This is a genomic window from Planctellipticum variicoloris, assembly GCF_030622045.1.
In the GTDB taxonomy this organism is placed as follows: Bacteria; Planctomycetota; Planctomycetia; order Planctomycetales; family Planctomycetaceae; genus Planctellipticum; species Planctellipticum variicoloris.
On the sequence record NZ_CP130886.1, the window covers coordinates 1,123,372 to 1,145,215 of the forward strand.

General features: G+C 64.1%; 17 protein-coding genes. 12 read left to right on the forward strand and 5 right to left on the reverse strand.

Features of this window, described 5'->3' with window-relative positions; translation table 11 throughout:
* Positions 1 to 17 precede the first annotated feature (17 nt).
* The 11 genes from rpsE (at position 18) to SH412_RS04500 (ending at position 15,706) form a co-directional block, all read left to right on the forward strand.
* Complete coding sequence (gene rpsE, locus SH412_RS04450) at positions 18 to 500, forward strand: 30S ribosomal protein S5 (protein ID WP_336522312.1); 483 nt, start codon at positions 18 to 20, stop codon at positions 498 to 500.
* The gene (rplO, locus tag SH412_RS04455) at positions 500 to 955 is read left to right on the forward strand and encodes a 50S ribosomal protein L15 (protein ID WP_336522313.1); all 456 of its coding nucleotides are present in this window, start codon (positions 500 to 502) and stop codon (positions 953 to 955) included. The genes rpsE and rplO overlap by 1 nt, the downstream gene beginning before the upstream one ends.
* Before the next feature lie 130 nt (positions 956 to 1,085).
* The gene (secY, locus tag SH412_RS04460; protein WP_336522314.1) at positions 1,086 to 2,453 is read left to right on the forward strand and encodes a preprotein translocase subunit SecY; all 1,368 of its coding nucleotides are present in this window, start codon (positions 1,086 to 1,088) and stop codon (positions 2,451 to 2,453) included.
* A gap of 16 nt (positions 2,454 to 2,469) precedes the next feature.
* Positions 2,470 to 3,165 (forward strand): M24 family metallopeptidase, encoded by a 696-nt coding sequence (locus SH412_RS04465; protein WP_336522315.1) that lies wholly within the window; start codon positions 2,470 to 2,472, stop codon positions 3,163 to 3,165.
* 233 nt (positions 3,166 to 3,398) lie between these two features.
* The gene (rpmJ, locus tag SH412_RS04470) at positions 3,399 to 3,515 is read left to right on the forward strand and encodes a 50S ribosomal protein L36 (RefSeq protein WP_336522316.1); all 117 of its coding nucleotides are present in this window, start codon (positions 3,399 to 3,401) and stop codon (positions 3,513 to 3,515) included.
* Between the two features lie 76 nt (positions 3,516 to 3,591).
* A complete protein-coding gene (gene rpsM / locus SH412_RS04475) occupies positions 3,592 to 3,978 on the forward strand; it encodes a 30S ribosomal protein S13 (RefSeq protein ID WP_336522317.1) in 387 nt (128 codons plus the stop codon).
* A gap of 94 nt (positions 3,979 to 4,072) precedes the next feature.
* Complete coding sequence (rpsK, locus tag SH412_RS04480) at positions 4,073 to 4,453, forward strand: 30S ribosomal protein S11 (RefSeq protein WP_336522318.1); 381 nt, start codon at positions 4,073 to 4,075, stop codon at positions 4,451 to 4,453.
* A 62-nt stretch (positions 4,454 to 4,515) separates the two neighbouring features.
* Entirely contained in the window at positions 4,516 to 5,532 is a 1,017-nt protein-coding gene (locus tag SH412_RS04485) for a DNA-directed RNA polymerase subunit alpha (protein WP_336522319.1), read from the forward strand.
* An 86-nt stretch (positions 5,533 to 5,618) separates the two neighbouring features.
* Positions 5,619 to 6,209 carry a 50S ribosomal protein L17 gene (gene rplQ / locus SH412_RS04490; RefSeq protein WP_336522320.1) on the forward strand — a complete coding sequence of 197 codons (591 nt, stop codon included), beginning with the start codon at positions 5,619 to 5,621 and terminating at the stop codon, positions 6,207 to 6,209.
* A gap of 345 nt (positions 6,210 to 6,554) precedes the next feature.
* Positions 6,555 to 8,225: a PfaD family polyunsaturated fatty acid/polyketide biosynthesis protein gene (locus tag SH412_RS04495; protein ID WP_336524190.1), complete on the forward strand. Its 1,671-nt coding sequence runs from the start codon at positions 6,555 to 6,557 to the stop codon at positions 8,223 to 8,225.
* A 62-nt stretch (positions 8,226 to 8,287) separates the two neighbouring features.
* On the forward strand, positions 8,288 to 15,706 hold the full coding sequence (locus SH412_RS04500; RefSeq protein ID WP_336522321.1) for an SDR family NAD(P)-dependent oxidoreductase: 7,419 nt from the start codon (positions 8,288 to 8,290) through the stop codon (positions 15,704 to 15,706).
* A 143-nt stretch (positions 15,707 to 15,849) separates the two neighbouring features.
* Here SH412_RS04500 and SH412_RS04505 read toward each other — a convergent pair whose 3' ends face one another.
* Both SH412_RS04505 and SH412_RS04510 read right to left on the reverse strand, forming a co-directional pair.
* Positions 15,850 to 16,314, reverse strand: coding sequence for a RidA family protein (locus SH412_RS04505; RefSeq protein ID WP_336522322.1), 465 nt, complete (start codon positions 16,312 to 16,314; stop codon positions 15,850 to 15,852).
* A 156-nt stretch (positions 16,315 to 16,470) separates the two neighbouring features.
* On the reverse strand, positions 16,471 to 17,247 hold the full coding sequence (locus tag SH412_RS04510; protein WP_336522323.1) for an SDR family NAD(P)-dependent oxidoreductase: 777 nt from the start codon (positions 17,245 to 17,247) through the stop codon (positions 16,471 to 16,473).
* 265 nt (positions 17,248 to 17,512) lie between these two features.
* Here SH412_RS04510 and SH412_RS04515 point away from each other — a divergent pair, with 265 nt between their 5' ends.
* Complete coding sequence (locus tag SH412_RS04515) at positions 17,513 to 19,159, forward strand: ATP-binding protein (protein ID WP_336522324.1); 1,647 nt, start codon at positions 17,513 to 17,515, stop codon at positions 19,157 to 19,159.
* A 92-nt stretch (positions 19,160 to 19,251) separates the two neighbouring features.
* Here the strand turns inward: SH412_RS04515 and rpoN are convergent, their stop codons facing one another.
* From rpoN to SH412_RS04530, 3 genes are all read right to left on the reverse strand, one after another.
* A complete protein-coding gene (gene rpoN, locus SH412_RS04520) occupies positions 19,252 to 20,736 on the reverse strand; it encodes an RNA polymerase factor sigma-54 (protein WP_336522325.1) in 1,485 nt (494 codons plus the stop codon).
* Positions 20,737 to 20,818: 82 nt separating this feature from the next.
* Positions 20,819 to 21,442, reverse strand: a complete 624-nt coding sequence (gene recR, locus SH412_RS04525; protein WP_336522326.1) for a recombination mediator RecR — start codon at positions 21,440 to 21,442, stop codon at positions 20,819 to 20,821.
* Between the two features lie 36 nt (positions 21,443 to 21,478).
* Positions 21,479 to 21,841, reverse strand: coding sequence for a YbaB/EbfC family nucleoid-associated protein (locus tag SH412_RS04530; RefSeq protein ID WP_336522327.1), 363 nt, complete (start codon positions 21,839 to 21,841; stop codon positions 21,479 to 21,481).
* Positions 21,842 to 21,844 lie beyond the last annotated feature (3 nt).

Sequence of the window (21,844 nt, forward strand, 5' to 3'; positions counted from 1 at the left end):
GACAGGAGCGAGACGACGTGGCAAGCGATTCATCATCCGGCGACTCCCCAGAGAAGGTGGTTCAGATCCGCCGCTGCGCGTGCGTGGTCAAGGGCGGCCGCCGGTTCAGCTTCACGGCGCTCGTCGTCGTTGGGGACGGCCAGGGGCGAGTTGGCTACGGCTACGGGAAGGGCGTCGAAGTCCCTCAGGCGGTCGAGAAGGCCGTCAAGCAGGCGAATCGACGCATGATCCGGGTGCCGATGCGCGGCACGACGATTCCCCATCAGGTGTACGGGAAGTTCGGCACGTCGCAGGTGATGTTCATGCCGGCAAACGCCGGTACGGGGATTATCGCGGGGGCCGGGCTGCGGGCGATCGCGGAATCGCTGGGAATCAAAGACGTCCTGACCAAGGGACGCGGATCGAACAATCCGATGAACGTGGTTAAGGCCGCGTTCGTGGCGCTGAAGCAGTTGCGGACCCGTGAAGATGTGGCTCGGCTGCGGGGAGTTGAACTCTAATGATGATTCATGACGTGAACGTGGGGATCGTCGGCAGCCGCGCGCGGAAGCGCGTTGGTCGCGGTATCGGATCCGGCCACGGGAAGACGAGCGGTCGCGGTCACAAGGGCTGCGCCAGCCGTTCCGGGTACAAGCGATCGCTGGGGCATGAAGGCGGTCAGACTCCGCTCGTGCGCCGGATCGCCAAGCGGGGCTTCAACAACCGCCAGTTCGCCACGGTCGTCGCCGAGGTGAATCTGTTCGCTCTCGAAGCGTCGTATGACAACGGCGCCGTGGTGACCGTGGAGAACATGGTCGAGAAGGGGCTGGCCAAGGGCCGCTTCGAGGAATGCAAGATTCTCGGCCAGGGCGAGTTGACGAAGGCGCTGACTGTGTCGGCCCATCGGTTTTCGAAGAGCGCCATCGACAAGATCGTCAAGGCGGGTGGCACCGCGACCCTGCTCGGCGCGGAGTAGGGCTGCGGAGCGGCGGTCGGGCTTGACGGTTGTTCCCGTGATCGGTTACTTGACGTAACCTGGGCAGGAGCTGCCGGTTGCCGGACCCGCTCATGGAACGGGCACGGCATCTCGGCAGGAACCCCCTGAAATGCTCTCGAAACTGATGATGATCTTCCGCATTCCCGAATTGCGGCAGAAGGTCGTTCTCACGTTTATCCTGCTGGCGGTCTATCGCCTCGGATTTCAGATTCCGTTGCCGTTCATCGATCAGGAACGGCTGAGCGCGACCCTCGAAGGCATGGGCGGGAGCGAAGGGGTCGACCGCGTCATCGCGATGTTGTCCCTGCTGTCGGCGTCAAGCATCGGGATGAGCACGATCTTCGGCCTGGGGATCATGCCGTACATTTCGGCGTCGATCATCTTCCAGTTGCTCGGGACGGTCTATCCGCCTCTGGAGAAACTGCAGAAGGAAGGCGAGGCGGGGCGGCGGAAGATCAACGAATACACGCGCTATGCCACGGTCGTGATCTGCCTGGGGCAGAGTTTCTTCTGGATTCGCAGCATCTCGTCGTCCAACAACTTCTTCGGCTCGGGCGGCAGCCTGATCCTCTCAGAATACAACACGCTCTACTTCCACATGGTCTGCACGCTGATCATGACTGCAGGGACCATCCTGCTGATGTGGATCGGCGAGCAGATCGATGAGTACGGAATCGGGAATGGCGTCAGCCTGCTGATCATGGCCGGCATTCTGGCGCGGATGCCGGAGGCCGGGCGGACGCTGATCGCCCCGGCCCTGGAAAGCGGCGTGCGGCTGGGGAGCAATACCGGGATCGAACGGTTCCTGATGCTCGGGTTGCTGTTCGTCGGCGTGGTGCTCGGGGTCGTGCTGATTACGCAGGCCCAGCGCCGGATTCCGGTCCAGAGTGCGAAGCATGTCCGCGGTCATCGCGTGATGGGCGGGCAGCGGACCAGTCTCCCGTTGCGGCTGAACCAGTCGGGCGTCATGCCGATCATCTTCGCCTCCAGCCTGTTGATGTTCCCGCTGTTCCTGTTCACCCAGCTCGAGGCGGTGACTGGCTGGTGGCCGCTCCGGGAGCTGAAGGACTCGTTCACGGGGCACGGCTTCCTGTATGAGATTTCGTACATCGCACTGATTTACTTCTTCTGCTACTTCTGGACGGCGATCACCTTCAACCCGACCGATATGGCCAATAATCTGAAGGATTATGGCAGCTTCATTCCGGGCTACCGTCCGGGAACCCGGACCGCGAACTATCTGGAAGCGGTCATGGTGCGGATCACTTACGTCGGGGCGGCGTTCCTGTCGCTGGTGGCCATTATCCCCTCGATTATTACGGCGATGCTTGGCATCGACTTCCTGGTCGCCAGCTTCTACGGCGGAACGGGACTGCTGATCTGCGTGTCTGTCGCGCTGGACCTGGTCCAGAAGATCGACAGCCACCTGATCATGCGGAATTACCCGGGTCTCCTCGAAGCCGACCAGCCCGCTTGATTGGTTTGCAGTCACCGTGAACGGTTGCTGCGACGCTCAACGGCGGGCAGGTCTGATCGTGTCCGCCGCACTTCGGGACGCTGGTCGCGAGGCGCGTGTCGGGTCCGCAGTGGGTGCGGTCGCTCTCGCGGCGTGTCGGTCGGTGATTCGGCTCGGCGGCGAGCTGGTGTTCCGGGACGCGGGCGGTTCTGAGGACGTGGCGCTGCTGGTGAATGGAGTCCAGGCCACCGGGAATTCGACAGAGCATCTGCGGGACGGCGACCTGATCTCGCTGGATGTGGGCTGCCGATGGCGCGGCTGGTGTGCAGATGCGGCGCGAACGTGGCGGGTTTCGGCGGACGGGAGATCTGAAGATCCATTGCTCTCGACGACACGGCAGGCGTTGAGGTTGGGGATCGAGAGTGTCGCCCGAAGCGGTGGGCACTGGGCCGCTGCAGCGAAGGAAGTCCGGAGCTTTGTGCAGGGATTCGGAGAGAAACTGCGAGCGGAGCTGACGGGCCACGGCATCGGTCGAGAGTTGCACGAGGATCCAGTCTTCGGCGGCGAGGCCGGATGGATTTCAGCGGCGTTCGGCCGCGGATTCGCGGTGGAGTTGTCGGTCTGGCGAGAGTTCGTTGGCGGTCGGGCGAGGAACCAGCGTCCGGAGCGGTTTCAGTTTGAAGAAACAGTTTGGTTCGGAGCAGGTGGGGTGGAGATCCTCACTTCCGTTTGAAGGGGCGACGTAATCCTTCATCACGGAAAAGGGCGGCGGTCCCTTGCCCCTCGGGGCGTTGGACGTCTATAATCCGCGATTCTGCTGCGCGTACCTCGTTCATCGCGGGCCTTTGCCGTGCGGCGGACGAGACGGAAGTGGTTGATATTAAACGACTTCTGGCGGAGTGTCTGTGTCGCCGGCAGGTCGGTGACGGGCAACTGTCGGGTCTTTGCGAAGTAAGGTGACGGGCGATGAAGGTGCGTGCGAGCGTCAAGCGGATTTGCGAAGCGTGTAAAGTCGTGCGCCGGAAGGGGCGGATCTACGTGATCTGCTCGTCAAATGCCCGTCATAAGCAGCGTCAAGGCTGATCTCGGCGTCTGGTCAGGTTCTTCCAGGTAATTTTGCTGGCCGGTTTGGCGCAGCGTTCAGGAGTGGCGGTCTACCATGCCTCGTATTCAGGGTGTTGACATCCCGAACGACAAACCCACGTATATTGCTCTGCAGTATCTGTACGGGGTGGGTGATGCTCGGGCGATGGAGATCTGCTTCACGCTGTCGCTGGATCCGCAGCGCAAGGCGCGCGAGCTGTCCGACGACGATCTGGCTCGCATTTCGACCCTGCTCGACAAAGAGTACATGGTCGAAGGTCAGCTCCGTCGCCTGGTGCAGCAGAATATTTCACGATTGAAGGACATTCAGTCCTATCGCGGCTATCGGCATCGCCGCAACCTGCCGGTCCGCGGTCAGCGGACCCGGACCAATTCGCGGACCCGTAAGGGCGTGAAGAAGACGGTGGCGGGCAAGAAGGGCGTCAAGGACATGAAGCACTAGTCGCTCCCGGTCAGGGGGTTGCTGGTGGAGAGATACGGCTTAGCCGGGCGAGTTTTGCCGGGCGGCGCGGAGTTTCAGTCAAGAGGTTTGAGAAGTGGCCAAGCCAAAGAAGCGCAAGATTCGCCGCAATGTGAGCCGGGGCGTCGCTCACGTGAAGGCGACGTTCAACAACACGACGGTGACGATCACGGACACCAACGGAGACGTGCTGTGCTGGGCGACGGCCGGCACCGTTGGTTTCAAGGGAAGCCGCAAGAGCACGCCGTTCGCCGCTCAACGTGCGGCGGAAACGTGCGCCGAGCGGGCGTCGAAATTCGGTCTGAAGGAGATCGAGGTCCGGGTCAAGGGGCCGGGTTCAGGTCGCGAGAGTGCGATTACCGGCCTGCAGACTTCGGGGCTGTCGATCCGGTCGATCGAAGACGTGACGCCGCTGCCGCACAACGGTTGCCGTCCGCCGAAGAAGCGTCGCGTTTGAGGCGACGTTCCGGGGCCTGGCGATCTGTGGGTTGATTCGGTCAATACGGGGGGAAGAGAACTATGCGAATTCGTTGGCGCGGTCTGGAACTTCCAAGCAGGGTGGCGCCGGAGCGCGATTCGCTCACGAGCACCTACGGCAGGTTTGTGGTCGAACCCTTCGAGCGAGGTTTTGGCGCGACAATCGGCAATAGCTTGCGACGGATTCTCCTCTCCAGTCTGGAGGGGAGCTCGATCACTCGCGTGAAGTTGCAGGGTGTGCAGCACGAGTTCACGACCATTCCCGGCGTCGTTGAAGACGTGACGGATATCTGCCTGAACGTGAAGTCGATTGTGGTCAAGAATCACAGTCCCGGCCCGAAGACGTTGCGGATCGAGCGTCACGAACGGGGCGTCGTCACCGGCGCCGACATCATCACCGACGACCAGGTGGAGATCATCAACAAGGACCTGGTGATCGCCACCATGACCGACGACGTTCCGCTCAACATCGAGCTGTACGTCGAGAACGGCCGCGGATATATCCCGGCTCTGGAACACTACCAGCAAGACGCCGAAGTCGGGGTGATCCCGCTGGATGCGATTTACACGCCGGTGGTTCGCGTCCGGTACAAGATCGAAGACACTCGCGTCGGGCAGCGGACGAACTACGACCGCCTGACGTTGGAGATCTGGACGAACGGCACCACGTCGCCGGAGATGGCGCTCGTGGAAGCCGCCAAGATTCTGCGGAAGCATCTCAACCCGTTCATCACCTACCGCGAGCCCGGTCCCGAGACCGCTCCGGAAGGTGGCCTGCGGAATATGCTTGACGCGACGGGTTATTCGCCGATCGATCTCGAGCTGGAAGAGAAGCTCGGTCAGAGCCTGGCGGAGCTGAATTTGTCGGTGCGGGCCACGAACTGCCTGGAGTCCGAGGGGATCAACTCGGTGCGCGACCTTGTCGCCCGGACCGAGGATCAGTTGCTGCAGGTCCGCAATTTTGGCGAGACGACCTTGCAGGAAGTCCGCGAGCGGTTGACGCTGATCGGGCTGCGGCTGGGCATGAAGTTGCAGCCGTCGATGCAGCGGGACCGTTAGGCGACTGGTTAGTATGGGTTTCGTCGGGCGGGCTGATTTCGAGAACCCCCGACGACTTTCGAGTCTTCTGAGCGAAGTTTAGTGCTATGCGTCACCGCGTCCGTGGTCGAACTCTGAACCGGAATGCGTCGCACCGTAAAGCGATGTTCCGCAATATGGCCGTCAGCCTGCTGCATACTCTCCGGACCGAGGAGTCCGAGGGGAAAGCGAAGGTCAGTGGCCGGATCGTGACGACGCTCGAGAAGGCGAAGGAGCTTCGCCCCGTCATCGAGAAGCTGATCACGCTCGCAAAAAGGGCCCAGCCTCATCTGGAAGCTGCGGAGCAGTTTGCAACGGCCGCTCAGCGGAACACGGAGGCGTGGAAAGAGTGGCGCAAGAGCGAGCGGTATCAGCAGTGGAATAAGGCAATTGCCCCTGCGGTTTGGCTGCGTCGCCGGGCGTTCTCCGATCTTCGCGATAAGGAGGCGCTGAATCTGCTGTTCAACGTCGTCGCTCCGAAGATGCGGGACCGCAATGGCGGTTACGTGCGGATCGTTCGCCTTTCCACCGTCCGGCTGGGCGACGCCGGTCAGCAGGCGCTGATCGAGTTCGTGGGGGAGAACGATCGCGTGAAGACGCGCCGTCGGGCCGCCCCGGTCGTCAAGGAAGAGGCCGTGGCTGCAGAAGCCTCTGCTTGAGGCTCGGTGCGTCAATGAGATTTCCAACAGCCGGAGCGACTGCTCCGGCTGTTGTCGTTTGAAGGGCGGTCGCTTTCCGTCGGAGCGAGTGAGTTTAGCGGTCGAAGCGGCTCGGACGCGCGATCCGCAGAGTCTGCGCGTTGCTTTTTGGCGTTAGGAGATGCAGGCTCTTCGCAGTCGGCCTATACTGTGGGCTCGACGAGCGGGCCGCAGGGGAGAGAGGCCTGAGCCGCGCGGCAGGGACTGCCGCTGTGCCGGCCTTGTCGGAGGAAACGAGCCTCGCGGCAGATCTGGGGGACGAGTCTCCGGTTCGACTGCGCGGCGGATTGGATCCGTCCCTTGTCCGTGTTGAGCCCTTCCACCGCCTTGTTCTCCGCCGCTTCCCGCACGGGTTTGCCGCTGGGGTGGTGGTGCGCGGGAAGCAGTCGCCCCGTCCGTGAAACGGTCGAGGTTCGCCAGTTTCTGGGTAGCGTCCACGAGCCGCTGTATGTCGTCCAGGCGAACGGCGGTCTCTCGGTTGCCCGCAGCGGAGTAGCGACTTTGGGCGATCGCCGTCCCGAGGCCGAATCGATGCCTCTGCTCGGCATTGTGCCTCCGACGTCACCCAGGCAACTTGGCGACGTCAGCTTCTGCCGCGACCATCGACTGCAATGGGCCTACATGTCGGGAGCCATGGCGGGCGGGATTGCGTCGGAGGCGGTCGTGGAAGCGATGGCCCGCGGCGGCATGCTCGGCATCTTCGGTTCCGCCGGCCTGGGGCTGTCGCGAGTCGATCAGGCCATTCACCGGATCCAGCAGAACGTGGCCGGGGCGGCGTACGGGCTGAATCTGATTCACAGTCCCGGCGAACCCGGACTCGAACGGGCGATCACCGATCTGTATCTGCAGAGGGGCGTTCGGCTGATCGAGGCGTCGGCGTTTCTAGACCTCACTCCCAACGTCGTGCGATTTCGTCTGCACGGAATTCATCGCGGACCCGACGGGCGACTCGTGACGCCGAACCGGGTCATTGCAAAAGTGTCGCGGGTTGAAGTCGCCAGCAAGTTCCTGGCCCCCGCCCCGGCGAAGATCCTGTCGGAGCTGGTGGCGTCGGGCGAACTGACGGCCGAGCAGGCCCAGCTTGCCGAACATGTGCCCGTCGCCCAGGACATCACTGGCGAAGCGGATTCCGGCGGACACACCGACAATCGTCCGCTGGTCGCACTGCTGCCGACGCTGCTGGCGCTGCGGGACCGGATGATGGAGCGCCACCGCTACGCTGAACCATTGCGGGTCGGGGCCGCGGGGGGGATCTCGACCCCGGCGTCCGCCGCCGCCGCGTTTGCGATGGGGGCCGCCTATATCGTGACGGGTTCGGTTCAGCAGGCCTGCGTCGAGTCCGGGACGAGCGACCTGGTGCGGCAGATGCTCGCCGAAGCCGAGCAGGCCGACTGTATCATGGCTCCTGCCGCCGACATGTTCGAGATGGGGGTCAAGCTGCAGGTGCTCAAACGGGGCACCATGTTCGCCATGCGGGCTGCAAAACTTTACGAGCTGTATCGGCAGTATTCCGGACTGGACGCGCTGCCGGCTGCGGACCGGATCAATCTGGAGAAGACGCTGTTCCGGATTCCGCTGGAGGAAGTCTGGCGGCAGACGCAGGAGTATTTCACGGTCCGCGACCCGGGACAGATCGCCCGGGCCGAAAAGGACGCAAAGCACAAGATGGCGCTGGTCTTTCGCTGGTATCTCGGCCAGTCGTCCCGGTGGGCGAATCTGGGTGAGGAGAGCCGGCGGCTGGACTATCAGATCTGGTGCGGGCCGGCGATGGGGGCCTTCAACGAATGGACCCGCGGGACGTTCCTGGAAGAGCCCAGGAATCGCCAGGTCCTGACAGTCGGGTATAACCTGCTGTATGGCGCCGCGGTGACGTTGCGCCTGCAGAGTCTCCGTTGCGCCGGGTTCCCGGTCACGCCCGAATTGGAGCGAATTGCTCCCCGTCCACTGTCCGAACTGTCGTCGATGCTGCATCACTGATGTTTTCGCGGGCCCGTCCCGTTGCGACATGCCCGATTCGGGCGAGAGGAAGAAGTCTCCGCATGAGCGACCACGCGACACCGTCGGGCAGAACCGCAGACATGCCGCCGCTGGCGATCGTCGGCGCGAGCTGCCTGTTCCCGCAGGCGCAGGGGCTGGACGAGTTCTGGGCGAACATCCGCCGCGGCGTCGACTGCATCAGCGAAGTGCCTGCCTCCCACTGGCGACCGGAGGACTATTTTGATGAAGACCCGAAGCGTCCGGACATGACCTATGCCCGGCGCGGCGGTTTTCTGGCGCCCGTGCCATTCGATCCGCTGGAGTACGGCATCTCGCCCAACAACCTGGAGGCGATCGATACCGCCCAGCTCTTGAGCCTGGTGGCGGCGAAACGCGCGCTGGAGGACGCGGGTTACGGGGCCGGACGCAAGTTCGATCGCTCGCGCGTCGGCTGCATTCTGGGGGTGACCGGCACGCTGGAGATGGTGATCCCGCTGGGAGCTCGGCTCGGGCATCCGAGGTGGCGACAGGCGCTGCTCGGTGCCGGCGTTCCGGAGGAGGTCGCGGCCGATGTCATCGAGCGGATCGGCGAGTCGTACGTGCCGTGGCAGGAAAACTCGTTTCCGGGATTGCTCGGCAACGTCGTGGCGGGGCGGATCGCGAATCGCCTGGATCTGCACGGAACAAACTGCGTCGTGGATGCGGCGTGCGCCAGTTCCCTCAGCGCGATGCACCTGGCGGCCTTGGAGCTGGCCTCGGGGCGTTCGGACATGGTCCTGACGGGCGGCGTCGACACGTTCAACGACATCTTCATGTACATGTGCTTCAGCAAAACGCCGGCCCTTTCGCCGACCGGCGACGCGAAGCCGTTTTCGGATCGCGCGGACGGGACGATCCTTGGTGAAGGGGTGGGCCTGCTGGTGCTGAAGCGGCTGGCGGATGCCGAGCGAGATGGAGACCGGGTTTACGCTGTGATTCGCGGCATCGGCACGTCCAGCGACGGCGCCGGCAACGCGGTTTATGCGCCGAAGGCCGAGGGGCAGATTCGCTGCCTGCAGGATGCCTATCGGGTTGCTGGTGTCTCGCCCGATACGATCGAACTGGTCGAAGCTCACGGAACCGGGACCAAGGTCGGCGACGCCACTGAAGTAACCGGGCTGACTGAAGTCTATCGGTCAAGTGGTCGCGATGGGGCCTGGTGCGCCGTTGGTTCGATCAAGTCGCAGATCGGCCACACGAAAGCCGCAGCAGGCGTCGCTGGCGTGTTGAAAGCGATGCTCGCGCTGCAGCATCGGGTCCTGCCGCCGACGATCAAGGTCGACCGGCCGGCGGCGGGATTGGAGTCCGAACAGACGCCGTTCTACGTCAACACGCTGCCCCGTCCCTGGATCGCCCGGAAAGAGCATCCGCGGCGGGCGGCCGTGAGCGCCTTTGGCTTTGGCGGCAGCAATTTTCACTGCGTGCTGGAAGAGGCTCCGTACGCCGCGGCAGAAACGGACTTCGACGGTGACGTTCAAATCGCTGCATTCTCGGCGGCGGACGTGGTCGGGTTGCGGGTGCAGTTGCAGCCCTGGTCGGACCTGTCCGATTGGGCGGAAGTCCGCCGTCGCTGCGGGGCGAGCCGGGCGGCGTTCCGGTCGGAGCATCCGCAGCGGCTGCTCCTCGTGCTGGAACGGGGCAAAACTCCGGCAGGGCAGGTCGTGCGGACTGCTGTGAGTCAGCTTGAGAAGGCGAATGGTCCGGCAAGCTGGGCGACGCCGGATGGTGCGTACTTCGGTTCTGGGCCTCGCGCCGGGAAGTTGGGCTTTCTGTTTCCGGGGCAGGGCTCGCAGACGGTGGGGATGCTCCGCGATCTGGCGTGCACCTTCCCGGCCATGCAGGAGGTCCTGGCCGAGGCTGACGAGGCATACGCAACCTGGGCCGAGCCGAAAAATGCCCGGCAACGGCTGAGTGATCTGGTTTATCCGCCGCCCGCCTTCGGGGACGAACGGCTCGCCGCGCAGGAAGCGGCGTTGCGGGCGACCCAGGTGGCCCAGCCGGCCATCGGGGCGGTGAGCCTCGGTGTACTGGCGGTCCTGCAGCAGTTCGGCATCAAGCCCGAAGTCGTCGCCGGGCACAGCTATGGCGAGCTCACGGCGCTATGTGCCTCGCGCCGTTTTGTGCCGCAGGCGCTCTACCGGCTGTCGATGCTCCGCGGACGATTGATGGCCGAGGCTCAGGAAGTCGACGGCGGCATGCTGGCCGTCGGAGCTTCGCTGAGCCAGGTGGAGGCCGCCATTCAGGAAGCCGCCGTCGATCTGGTCATCGCCAACCGCAACAGCCCGAATCAGGTGGTCCTTTCCGGACGCTTGCCGGAGATCGAGCGGGCGTCGGAACTGTTTCAGCGGCGGAATATCCGCGGTCGCAAGCTGCAGGTCTCGGCCGCGTTCCACAGCCCGCTGATGGTCAAGGCCAAGAACCGCTTCCGACCGGTCCTGGACGAGGTCGATTTCGCCCAGCCCGAAGTGCCGGTCTACGCCAACAGCACGGCGGTGGAGTATCCGCGCGATCCCGCCGCGGCCCGCGATCTGCTCGCCGGGCAGCTCGCGGAACCGGTGCAGTTCGTACGGCAGATCGAGAACATGTACGCCGCCGGCGTGCGGATCTTCGTCGAAGTCGGCCCCGGCGCCGTGCTGACCGGCCTGGTCGGGTCGATCCTGTCGGGACGCGATTTTCGGGCGGTCGCCGTCGATGCGACGCAAGGTCGTCGCGGCGGCATGGTCGATCTGGCCCATGCACTGGCTCAGCTCGGGGCGTCGGGTTATGGAGTGACACTTGGAACATGGGATCCCAGCGGGGAGAATTTCCGGGCGCCCTTCGAGGAAACCGGTCGGCCGCGGATGCGCGTGCCGTTGACCGGAGCCAACTATGTGAAACCCCGGACGCCACGGCCCGCTCGTGCAGTCCCGGCGACGTCGATCGAGCCGAAGCCGACCGCGGTCCTGGAGTCGGCTCTCCCAACAGCAAGGACACAGCCGACACCACAGAAGTCGGAACTATTGCCCGCCGCCATGCCTGTCCCCGAAGCCGTACAGCAAATCGTGGATTCCGCGAAGGCAGACCTGCCGAAAGTGCCCGCCGTGGTTGTTCCCGTTCCTGCACGGACCGCCGCCAATGCGAAACCCTCCGTTTCGCCTGTGCTGGATCTGCTGCAGAAAATGCAGGCCGAGACTGCTCGGCTGCATCAGCAGTTTTTGGAAGGTCAGTCGGCCGCACTGCAGACACTCGAACGGCTGCTGACCGGAACAACGGCCCCCGCACCGCTCGCGGCGTCAGCACCAGTCCCGACGATGACTGTTGCACCGCCGGTGGAAACTGCGCGTCCGGTTGCCGCCGAACTTGACGTTGTGGCGGCGCCGGTCGCGGCGGCCGTTATTGTTCGCGAACCCGAGGCTCAGGTTGTCGCGCCGACAGCGCCGGTCGCTCCGCCGGCTGTCGAGACTGCTCCTTCGGCGCTCGGCTCAATCCTGCTGGACGTCGTCGCGGCGAAAACCGGCTACCCGGCGGAAATGCTGTCGCTGGAGATGAGTCTCGATCACGACCTGGGGATCGACTCGATCAAACGGGTTGAGGTTCTGTCGGCTCTGCAGGAGCGCGTCCCCAGTCTGCCCGCGGTGAAACCCGAACAGCTCGGTTCGCTCCACACACTTGCAGACGTCGTGACGCTTCTGGACGAGCAATCAACGGCTGCTGAAGTCGTCACGGCTCCGGCGGCTGCACCCGTCGTTCCGACAGCAATCGCGACTGAACCTTCACCGCTCGGCGCCCTGCTGCTGGACGTCGTGGCGACGAAAACCGGCTACCCGGCGGAAATGTTGTCGCTGGAGATGAGTCTCGATCACGATCTCGGGATCGACTCCATCAAGCGCGTCGAAATTCTCTCCGCGCTGCAGGAACGGGTGCCGTCGCTGCCGGCTGTGCAGCCCGAACAGCTCGGTTCACTGCATACGCTGCAGGACGTGATCTCGCTGCTGGATCAGGCCTCGCCGGTTCAAGTTTCCGCCGTCGCCGTCGTATCGACGCCCGCGCCTGTCGCGTCGGCGACTGCGCCGACAGCTCTGTCATCCGGACTTGGCCCGCTGCTGCTGGAAGTCGTCGCGGCGAAAACCGGCTACCCGGCCGAGATGCTGTCGCTGGAAATGAGCCTCGACCACGATCTGGGGATCGACTCGATCAAACGCGTCGAAATCCTCTCCGCGCTGCAGGAACGCGTGCCCTCGCTGCCCGCGGTTCAGCCGGAACAGCTCGGTTCGCTGCACACTTTGCAGGACGTGATCGCGCTGCTGGATCAGGAATCGCCGGCTCAAACGTCCGTCGTAACTGCCGTCGTATCGACTCCCTCGCCTGTCGCACCGGCGACTGCGCCGATGACTCCGTCACCCGGTCTTGGGCCGTTGCTGCTGGAAGTCGTCGCGGCGAAGACCGGCTACCCGGCTGAGATGTTGTCGCTGGAAATGAGCCTCGATCACGATCTGGGGATCGACTCGATCAAGCGCGTCGAAATTCTTTCCGCGCTGCAGGAACGCGTTCCGTCGCTGCCGGCCGTGCAGCCGGAACAACTTGGCTCGTTGCATACGCTGCAGGATGTGATCGTGCTGCTCGATCAGTCCGTTTCCGTTCAAAGTCAGGCTGTCATTGCACCGCCGCCCGCTCCGCTGGTCGCCGCTCCCTCCAGCCTGGGCCCGCTGCTGCTGGAAGTTGTCGCTGTAAAGACCGGGTATCCGGCGGAGATGTTGTCGCTGGAGATGAGCCTCGATCACGATCTGGGCATCGACTCCATCAAGCGCGTCGAAATCCTCTCCGCGCTGCAGGAACGCGTCCCCTCGCTGCCCGCGGTTCAACCGGAACAGCTTGGCTCGCTGCATACGCTGCAGGACGTGATCGCGCTGCTCGATCAGGGACAGTCTGCGCCCGCATCGACTTCCGCACCGACCCGGGGACGTCAGCCTGATCTGACGCGACTGCAGTCCATTCAGCGCTGCATCGTCCGTCCAGTCCGCGTCGCAGAACTTGGCGGCCGGGTGAAGTACGAGTTTCCCGCCGGCTGCGAAGTTCTGGTCACCGACGATGGAACCGAACTGTCGCTGCGATTGACCGAAGAACTCGCCGCCCGCGGAATGAAGCCCCGACTGATCGGCTGGGAGGCCGTTCTTGTGGACGGGGCCGCGTCGCCGGCCGGTCTGCTGCTGGTCGCTCCCCCGCAGGGGACCACTGAAGACAAGTTGTGGCACGCGATCCGGCTGGCGCAAGCGGTCGGCCCGAAACTGAGGGCGGCGGCCGCGACACGACCGGCATTCATCGCCGCCGTGACCCGGCTCGACGGCGTCCTGGGATTCGGCGAAGCGCCCCGGCTCCTCAACCCGCCCAGCGGCGGGCTGGCCGGGCTGATCAAGACTCTCCGGCATGAATGGCCCGAACTGACGACGAAGACCATTGACGTCTCCAGCGGCTTCGTACAGCTCCGGGACGCGGCCCGGCTGGTCGTCGAAGAACTGAGCTGGCGCGGTCCCTACGAAGTCGGCGTCACGCCGACTGACGTCTGGACCCTTGCCGTCGAAGAAGCTCCGCTGGTCGAAGCTGGACCGAATCTCCTGCAACCGGGCGATCTGGTCGTCGTCACCGGCGGAGCGCGCGGAGTCACGGCAGCGGCAGCCATAGCCGTCGCAGAAACTGCTCGGCCATTTCTGGTCGTGCTGGGCCGCAGCGCCGAACCTCAGGCGGAGCCCGACTGGCTCGCGCCGCTGCTGACTGAAGCCGAGATCAAGCAGCACCTGTTTCGTCAGGCTGTCCCCGGAACCTCTCCACGCGACATTCAGCAGCAGTACCAGCGACTGATGGCCGAGCGGGAAGTCCGGCAGAATCTGGCCGCTCTCCGCGAGCAGGCGACCGGCGTCGAATACCACGCCATCGACGTGCGGGACGCCGTCGCGGTCCGCGGACTCCTGCAGCAGATTCAGCGGACTCGAGGCCCGATTCGCGGCGTCATTCACGGTGCGGGCGTTCTGGCCGATCAGCGGATCGAGCAGAAGACCCGCGAGCAGTTCGCCGACGTCTTCCAGACGAAGGTCCAGGGACTCTTCAGCGTGCTGGGGGCTGTCGACGCCCGGGAGCTGAAAGCCCTGGTGCTGTTCTCGTCCTTCACGGGACGTTACGGACGGACCGGCCAGGTCGACTATGCGATGGCCAACGAGGTCCTCAATAAGTTCGGCCAGCAGTTTCGCCGGGAACACCCGCACTGCCGCGTGGCGGCGTTCAACTGGGGACCGTGGGATGGCGGCATGGTCACGCCCGGCCTGAAGCAGCTCTTCGCGAGCGAAGGCGTCGGGCTGATCCCCCGGAGTGCCGGAGCCGAACTGGTGGCGGCCGAACTGGCGACGCCTGCCGACGGTCCGGCGGAAGTGGTGGTCCTCGGCCGGTCCGGCGAAACGGGTTCCCGCGGGCCGGTCCTGCTGGGAGTGGCCGGCTGGCAGGAGGGACGGCCGATGACGGCGACACCTCTGCCTCACGGGACTCCATCCCCTAAGATAGAGTCGAAGCCTGCGGCAAAGATTGTCGTTCCGGTGATCGCGCCGGCACCGGCTGCCGGGTATCAGACCGCGTTCGAACGAGAGATCGATCTCCATCGGCTTCCCTGCCTGTCGTCGCACGTACTGGGAGGGAAAGCGGTCGTGCCGATGGTGCTGGTTCTGGAGTGGCTGGGGCACGGCGCGCTGCACCGCAATCCCGGGCTCGAATTCGTCGGCGTTCACGAGCTGCGGATCTTCAAGGGGCTCAAGCTGGCCTTCGGCGAGAAGGTCCAGATCCGAGTGCAGACCGGTCGCTCTGTCCGCGACGGCGAACTGTTCCGCGTGCCGGTCCAACTGGTAAGTCTCGTCGGGGATCGGTCGGTTCTGCATGCGGCCGCAACCGTCCTGCTGGCGGTCAAGCTGCCAGCCGGCGAAACACCGCGGCTGCAGCCAGTCGCCGGACCGCGGACTGACGCAGTCGGGCTCTATGGCACGCAGCTCTTCCACGGTTTGGCGTTCCAGGGGCTGACGAGCGTCGATGGCTGCAGCCCGGAGGGTATCGCTGTGCGCAGCCGGACGGCTCCACAGCCCGATCAGTGGATCCGACAGCCGCAACGAGGCGCATGGCTCGCCGATCCGCTGGTGCTGGATGCGGCGCTGCAGGCGCTGATCGTCTGGAGCTGGCAGACGACGGGGAATCCCTGTCTGCCGAGCGGCTGTGCTGAGTATCGGCAGTTCCGCCGCGGCTTTGCGCCGGGCGAATACCGCGTCGTCTGCCAGATCACGCAGCGGAGCGATCACCTGGTGCGGGCCGACGTGGAGTTCCTCGCCGCGGACGGATCGCTCGTCGCCCGCTTCCAGGGCGTGGAAAGCGTGATCGACGCCCTGCTCAAAGACTCGTTCTCCCGGAATTCGCTGGAAGCCCCGGTTACCTGAGATCGTAAACGGTAGTTCGCACGCAGAGGCGCGGAACGGAGCGCAGAGCTGGCAAGCCCTGGGCGTCTCGACCGGGGCCGGGGACGAATGAGTCCACGGCCTCCGGCCTTTTCGCTTTCAGCCTTCTGTTTTCCGCTGGACTGTTACTCTTTCAGCAGAAATGCCGCTTCGACTTCGACGGCGATATTGCTGGGCAGCGAGCCCATGCCGACAGCGCTGCGAGCGCCGCGACCGGTGTCGTCGCCGAAGACTTCCACCATCAGGTTGCTGAAGCCATTGATCACCTGGGGGTGATTGGTGAAGTCGGGGGCGGCGTTGACCATGCCCAGAACTTTCACGACCCGTTCAATCCGGTCAAGGCTCCCCAGCTCCTTGCGCAGCGTGGCCAGCATGGTCAGGCCGACGGCGCGGGCCGCTTCGTAGGCCTCGGCCTCCGTCAGCGTGACTCCGACCTTGCCGGTAATCATCGATCCATCCGGCCGCAGCGGACCGTGCCCGGAGACCCAGGCCATGCGGTCGACGATCACCACCGGCATGTAAACGCCGCCCGGCTTCGGAGCGGGCGGCAGAGTCAGGTTCAGTTCAGCGACGCGGGCTTCTGCACTCATCGGAAACTCTTTCCCTCGAAGATTGTCGAATGTCGAAGGCGGAGTGCCAGAGAGGACTGATCCGCCAGTGGTTGATCCAGATACCGGGCTTCCAGAAATACGCGAACAATCCGTTCGCCTGCAAGCAGGAATCATCATTTTCGCAGGCGTTGCGGATCAGTAATCCAGGCTCGAACCGCCCTCGGCCTCGATCGCCTGGCCGGTGAGGAAACTTGAATCGTCCGTCGCCAGAAACAGGGCGATCGTACCGATTTCCTCGGGTGTTCCCATCCGGCCAAACACCTGGAGCCGGGCCACTCGTTCGAGAGCCGATTCTGGATCGTCGAGCGTCGCCGCCCATTCCCGCATGAGGGGGGTGTCGATGTTGCTGGGCAGGATCGCGTTGACGCGAATTCCTTCTCGCCCCAGTTCGACCGCCAGCGCCTTCGTCAGGCCGACCTGTGCCGCCTTGGTCGAAGCGTAGGCGCTCGACTGATCCTGGCCGAGCACCGCGGTCATCGACGAAATGTTGATGATCGTTCCGCGAGTCTTCCGCAGGTGCGGCAGCGCGTACTTGGCGCCGCAAAATGTGCTGAGAAAATTGACCCGCAACAGGTCTTCGACCATTTCCACGCTCGTATCATCGATGCTCGTGGCGGGAGGATGGACGCCTGCGTTGTTGATCAGGCAGTCGATCCGATCGAACTCGCCGGCAATCTGGTCGATCGCCTGCCGCAGTTCTGCGTGCCGGCTGACATCGCAGCCGACGGCGATCGCCGCGCCCGGACCGACCTGAGTCAGCCGGTCGGCCGTCTGGCGGGCCGCGTCGAGGTTGCGATCGAGGATGCCGACCTTCGCCCCTTCCCTGCAGAAGACCGCGGCGCAGCCCGCGCCGATCCCTTTGGCGCCTCCGGTGACAATGACGACCCGGTCCTGAAATCGCATGTCGGACATCTCTCTGCTCGGTATGGTGTGCGGATTGAAGGAGGCAATTGCGTCGACGCGATTGTAGCGGTCGTGCGGGCGTTCGCGGAGTCGGCCGCGATCGTGAACGCGGTTGAACGGAGGCGCGCAGGGCGAGAATGCCACGGAAGGGGAGCGGAGGGGATAGAGCGTTTGACTGTTGCCGGATTGCAACCTAAGTTTCCTTCAGGCCGTTGACTGGGCGAGGTAAAGACGCTTCTGAAGCCTTGCAAAGTCTCTGAAAAAAGCACCCCCTATGCCGCCTCGTGATCCATCGAACGCCACTGACGATTTCATGGCGATGCTTGATCGCCGCAGCCGACTTGCGGTTCAGCCGGCGCGCGCGCCGCGAACTGTTCTGGACGATCTGGAACTCGACTTCTCCGACCTCGAAGGGGTCGCCGAAGTCGCCGCACACGCCGGCGGATCCCTCGATGAACAGCCTGCTGAAGACGGAGACGATTCTTCGGATTCCGGCGCGGCTCCGTTGCCCGATGCGGCAAAATCCAACACACGCCTGACGCACCTGTTCGATCGAGTTCAAACTTTGCTCGGCGGTCGCGCCGCGGTGGAAGGCGATCGGTTCGCCCCGCGGTCTCCGGAGACTCTGGAAGAGTCGGGGCTGTCGGGCGACGACCTCGAACGGCTGGTGATGAAATACCTGCTGGTCCGGGGAAGCGCCACCGGCCGCCAGATCGCCGGCCAGGTCAAACTTTCGCTCGGCATCCTGGACCCGATGCTCAAGCAGCTCAAACGGGATCAGCTCGTCGCGCTGGTCGGTTCGGCGGAGATGGGCGACTACACGTACGCCATTTCCGACCTGGGGCGCGAGAGAGCCCGCAGGTATACCGACGAATGCAGCTACTTCGGCGCTGCGCCGGTCGTCCTCAGCGACTATTTGCATGCGATGGAAGTGCAGAGCATCGCCAAGCAGACGGTGACCGAAGACGACCTGCGGCATGCCTTCGCCGACTTGTGCATCGACGACCATATGCTCAACCGCCTGGGGCCGGCGATCAACTCCGGCCGCGGCATGTTTCTGTTCGGACCGCCGGGCAACGGCAAGACCAGCATCGCCGAACGGGTCACCCAGTGCTTCGGTTCGACGATCTGGATTCCCCGGACGCTGTCCGTGGACGGCGACATCATCCGGCTGTTCGACCCGGGCGTTCACGAAGAGGTTCCCCTGGAGAAGGGAGATGGTCTGTTCGACCTGAGCGGCGTCGACGGTCGCTGGGTGCAGATCGTCCGCCCGACTGTGGTCGCAGGCGGTGAATTGACCATGAACGAGCTGGAAGTGACGCAGAATCTGCAGACGCGGATCTGCGAAGCTCCGCTGCAGCTCAAGAGCAACTGCGGCACGCTGGTGATCGACGACTTCGGCCGGCAGCGGATGCCGGTTGACGAGCTCCTCAACCGGTGGATCGTGCCCCTTGAGAAACGCTATGACTTCCTGAATCTGCCAAGCGGCAAGAAGATTCAGGTCCCGTTCGATCAGCTCATCATCTTTTCGACGAACCTGCAGCCGAAAGATCTGGTTGACGGCGCCTTCCTGCGGCGAATTCCCTACAAGATCGAGATTCCCGATCCGACGGAGCGGGAGTTCCGCGAGATCTTCCGCCGGGTCTCCCCGAAGCTCGGATTTCAGTACGACGACATGGCCGTGGATTATCTCGTCGACCGCCACTATCGCGAGGCGGAGCGTCCCTTCCGCTCGTGCCAGCCCCGCGACTTGCTGCTGCAGGTGCGGAACTACTGCGCCTACCGCATCCAGCCGCGAAAGATGACGCCCGAGGCGTTCGACTTCGCCGTCGAGAACTACTTCTCGGTGATGGAAGACGTCAACGAAGTGCCGACGGCGAATACGGTTCCCGTCGGGGGCTCGTGGGAATTCCACGGGTAGAGGCCGCGGTGCGGATCAGCAAGTCGCCCGGCAGCCTCCAACCGGAATCGGTCTGCACAGCGGACCCTGCGAAAAATGACCCGTTGCGGCGCTCAGTACGCTTTGCGCTGCCGTGACGACGGGATGTTGAGCGCCTTGCGGTACTTCGTCACCGTCCGGCGGGCAAGCTGGTAACCTTCTTTGGCGAGCTCCTCGACGAGCGCGTCGTCGCTGAGCGGGTCGTTCTTGTCCTCGTTGCCGACGATCTCCTTGAGCTTCAGTCGGATGATGTCCCAGGCGACTTCTTCGCCTTCCGAGTTCACCGTGCCGCCGCCGAAGAATCGCTTCAGCGGAAACAGCCCGCGGGGCGTCTGGATCCACTTGTCGTCGACGGCCCGCGAGACTGTCGTGACGTGGACACCGACGACGTCGGCGATCTGCTGCATCTTGAGGGGGACGATCGCCTCGGGGCCGTTCTCCAGAAAGTCCGTCTGGTGATCGACGATGGCCTGTGCAACCCGTTTGAGCGTGTTGTGCCGCTGTTCGATCGACTCGATGAGCCACTTGGCGGAGTCGATCTTCCGCTTGATGTACTCCCGCGTCTGAGCGTCTGCGCCGTCGCGGATGAGCTGCTGATACTTTTTGCTGATCCGGAGGCGGGGCGTGTACTCGTCCTCCAGCCGGACCACGTAATGACCATGATCGTCCTGCTCGACGAACAGGTCGGGGGTGACGTTCTGGACCGGGCGGACTTCAAAGCCCGCGCCGGGATACGGATTGAGATTCAGCAGCTCCTGATGCGCCGCCTTGATCTCCTCGATCGAGTAGCCGGTCTTCTTCTCGATCAGCGGGAGCCGGTTCTGCGCCAGGTCTTCCAGGTGCGACGTGATCAGCGTCACCAGGCAGTCGCGGTGCGGCGTTTCGGGGGTGATCTGCAGCAGCAGGCACTCCCGCACGTCGCGCGCCCCGACTCCGGGCGGGTCGAGCTTCTGCACGTTGGCCAGAGCCTGTTGAGCATCGCGAAGGCTGATCGTGCGGCCGTAGACCTGCATCAGCTCGGGGAGGGCATTCTGCAGGCGGCCGTTGTGGTCGAGATTCTGAATGATGAACTCGCCGAACTCGCGGACTTCCACGGGGACGCTGAAGTAGCCGTACTGTTCGAGCAGGTAGTCGTGAAGCGACTGGGAGGGCTGAGTGATGTTGGCAATCACGTCGTGCTGGCGGTCGGAGCTCTCGTCGATCCGATTCGACGACGGCTTGCTGCCCGACGTGTAGTTGTCTTCCGGCCAGTCGGAAGACATCTCCATCAGGCGTTCGAAGTCGGCGGCGTTTTCGTGATCGGCATCGACGACCAGTTCGCGTTCCGCAATCGGCTTCTCGTCGGCCTCTTCGCGGGCGGCCTGCAGTTCCTCCTCGACCCCCGGAGCCTCCGAATCGCCGAGCGGATTCTCCAGGCAGACGTTCTCCGCCAGCTCCTGTTCGATGCGTTCCTGCAGCGCCATGATCGGCAACTGCAGAATCTCCATCGACTGGATCATCCGCGGCGCCAGCTTCATCTGCTGGCTCATCTTCATTTGCTGAGAGAAATTGAGCTGCATCGTTCGGTGTCACTCTCTCGTCAGCAATTGGCGGTCAGCGACAGTCGCCGACCGGCTCAAGAAACGCCAAAACACTCGTGGGCTAGAAGGCCTGACGGCCGCGGAGGGCGTCCGCCAGCATTTCGCGATTCGCAAATTCGAGGATGCTCCCCGAGGCGATGCCACGGGCCAGCCGGGTGATCTTGACCGGGCTGTCGGCCAGCAGGTTGGAGATATAGAGCGAGGTGCCGTCCCCTTCGAGGGTCGGGTTGGTCGCCATCACGATTTCGCGGATCTCGGCCGTCCGAATCCGATGCAGCAGAGCGTCGATCGTCAGGTCGTCGGGACCAACGCCGCTCAGCGGGGAAATCCGGCCCCCGAGGACGTGGTAGACGCCGTGAAAAATCCCGGCGGCTTCGAGCGCCAGCAGGTCGCGGGGTTGCTCGACCACGCAGACGACATGCTGATCGCGACGGGGATCGCGACAGATGTCGCAGATTTCGCCCTCGGTCCGGTTGAAGCAGATCTTGCAGGGATGTACCGATTGTTTGACCCGGCGGATCGAATCGGCCAGCGCCTGGGCGGCCGACGCGGGCAAATCCAGCACGTGGTTGGCCAGACGCTCCGCCGACTTCCGCCCGATTCCGGGCAGCGAAGCGAACTGCTCAATCAGATTTCCCACCGCTTCACCGTAGGGGTGCCGAGCGGTTTCATTCACACGGGCCATGCTGTCGTTCCTGGAGTTCCATTCCTGCGGAGCCGGCTATCGGGGAGCTCCGCCCAAGCCCAGGCCTGCGAGCATTTCCGAGATTCCCGGCAGTTTCAGCCCGCCAGTCGCCTGCTGCATCTCCTCGGCCGCAGCGGCTCGCGCCTGGCCGATTGCGTCATTCGCCGCCGCGACGACGAGCTGCTCGACCGTCCGCGGATTGCCGGCTGCGAGTAGCGCGGGATCGATCCGGCAGTTCAGCACTTCGTTCTGGCCATTGACCTCGATCTCGACCTGCCCGCCGGGCGCACGACCCGTGCAGCGTCGGCCGGCCAGACGTTCCTGGACCCCCTTCATGTGGGCCGACATCGACTGGGCCTGCTGGAGCAGGGCGGTCAGGTTTCCCAGTTGCTTGAACATGAC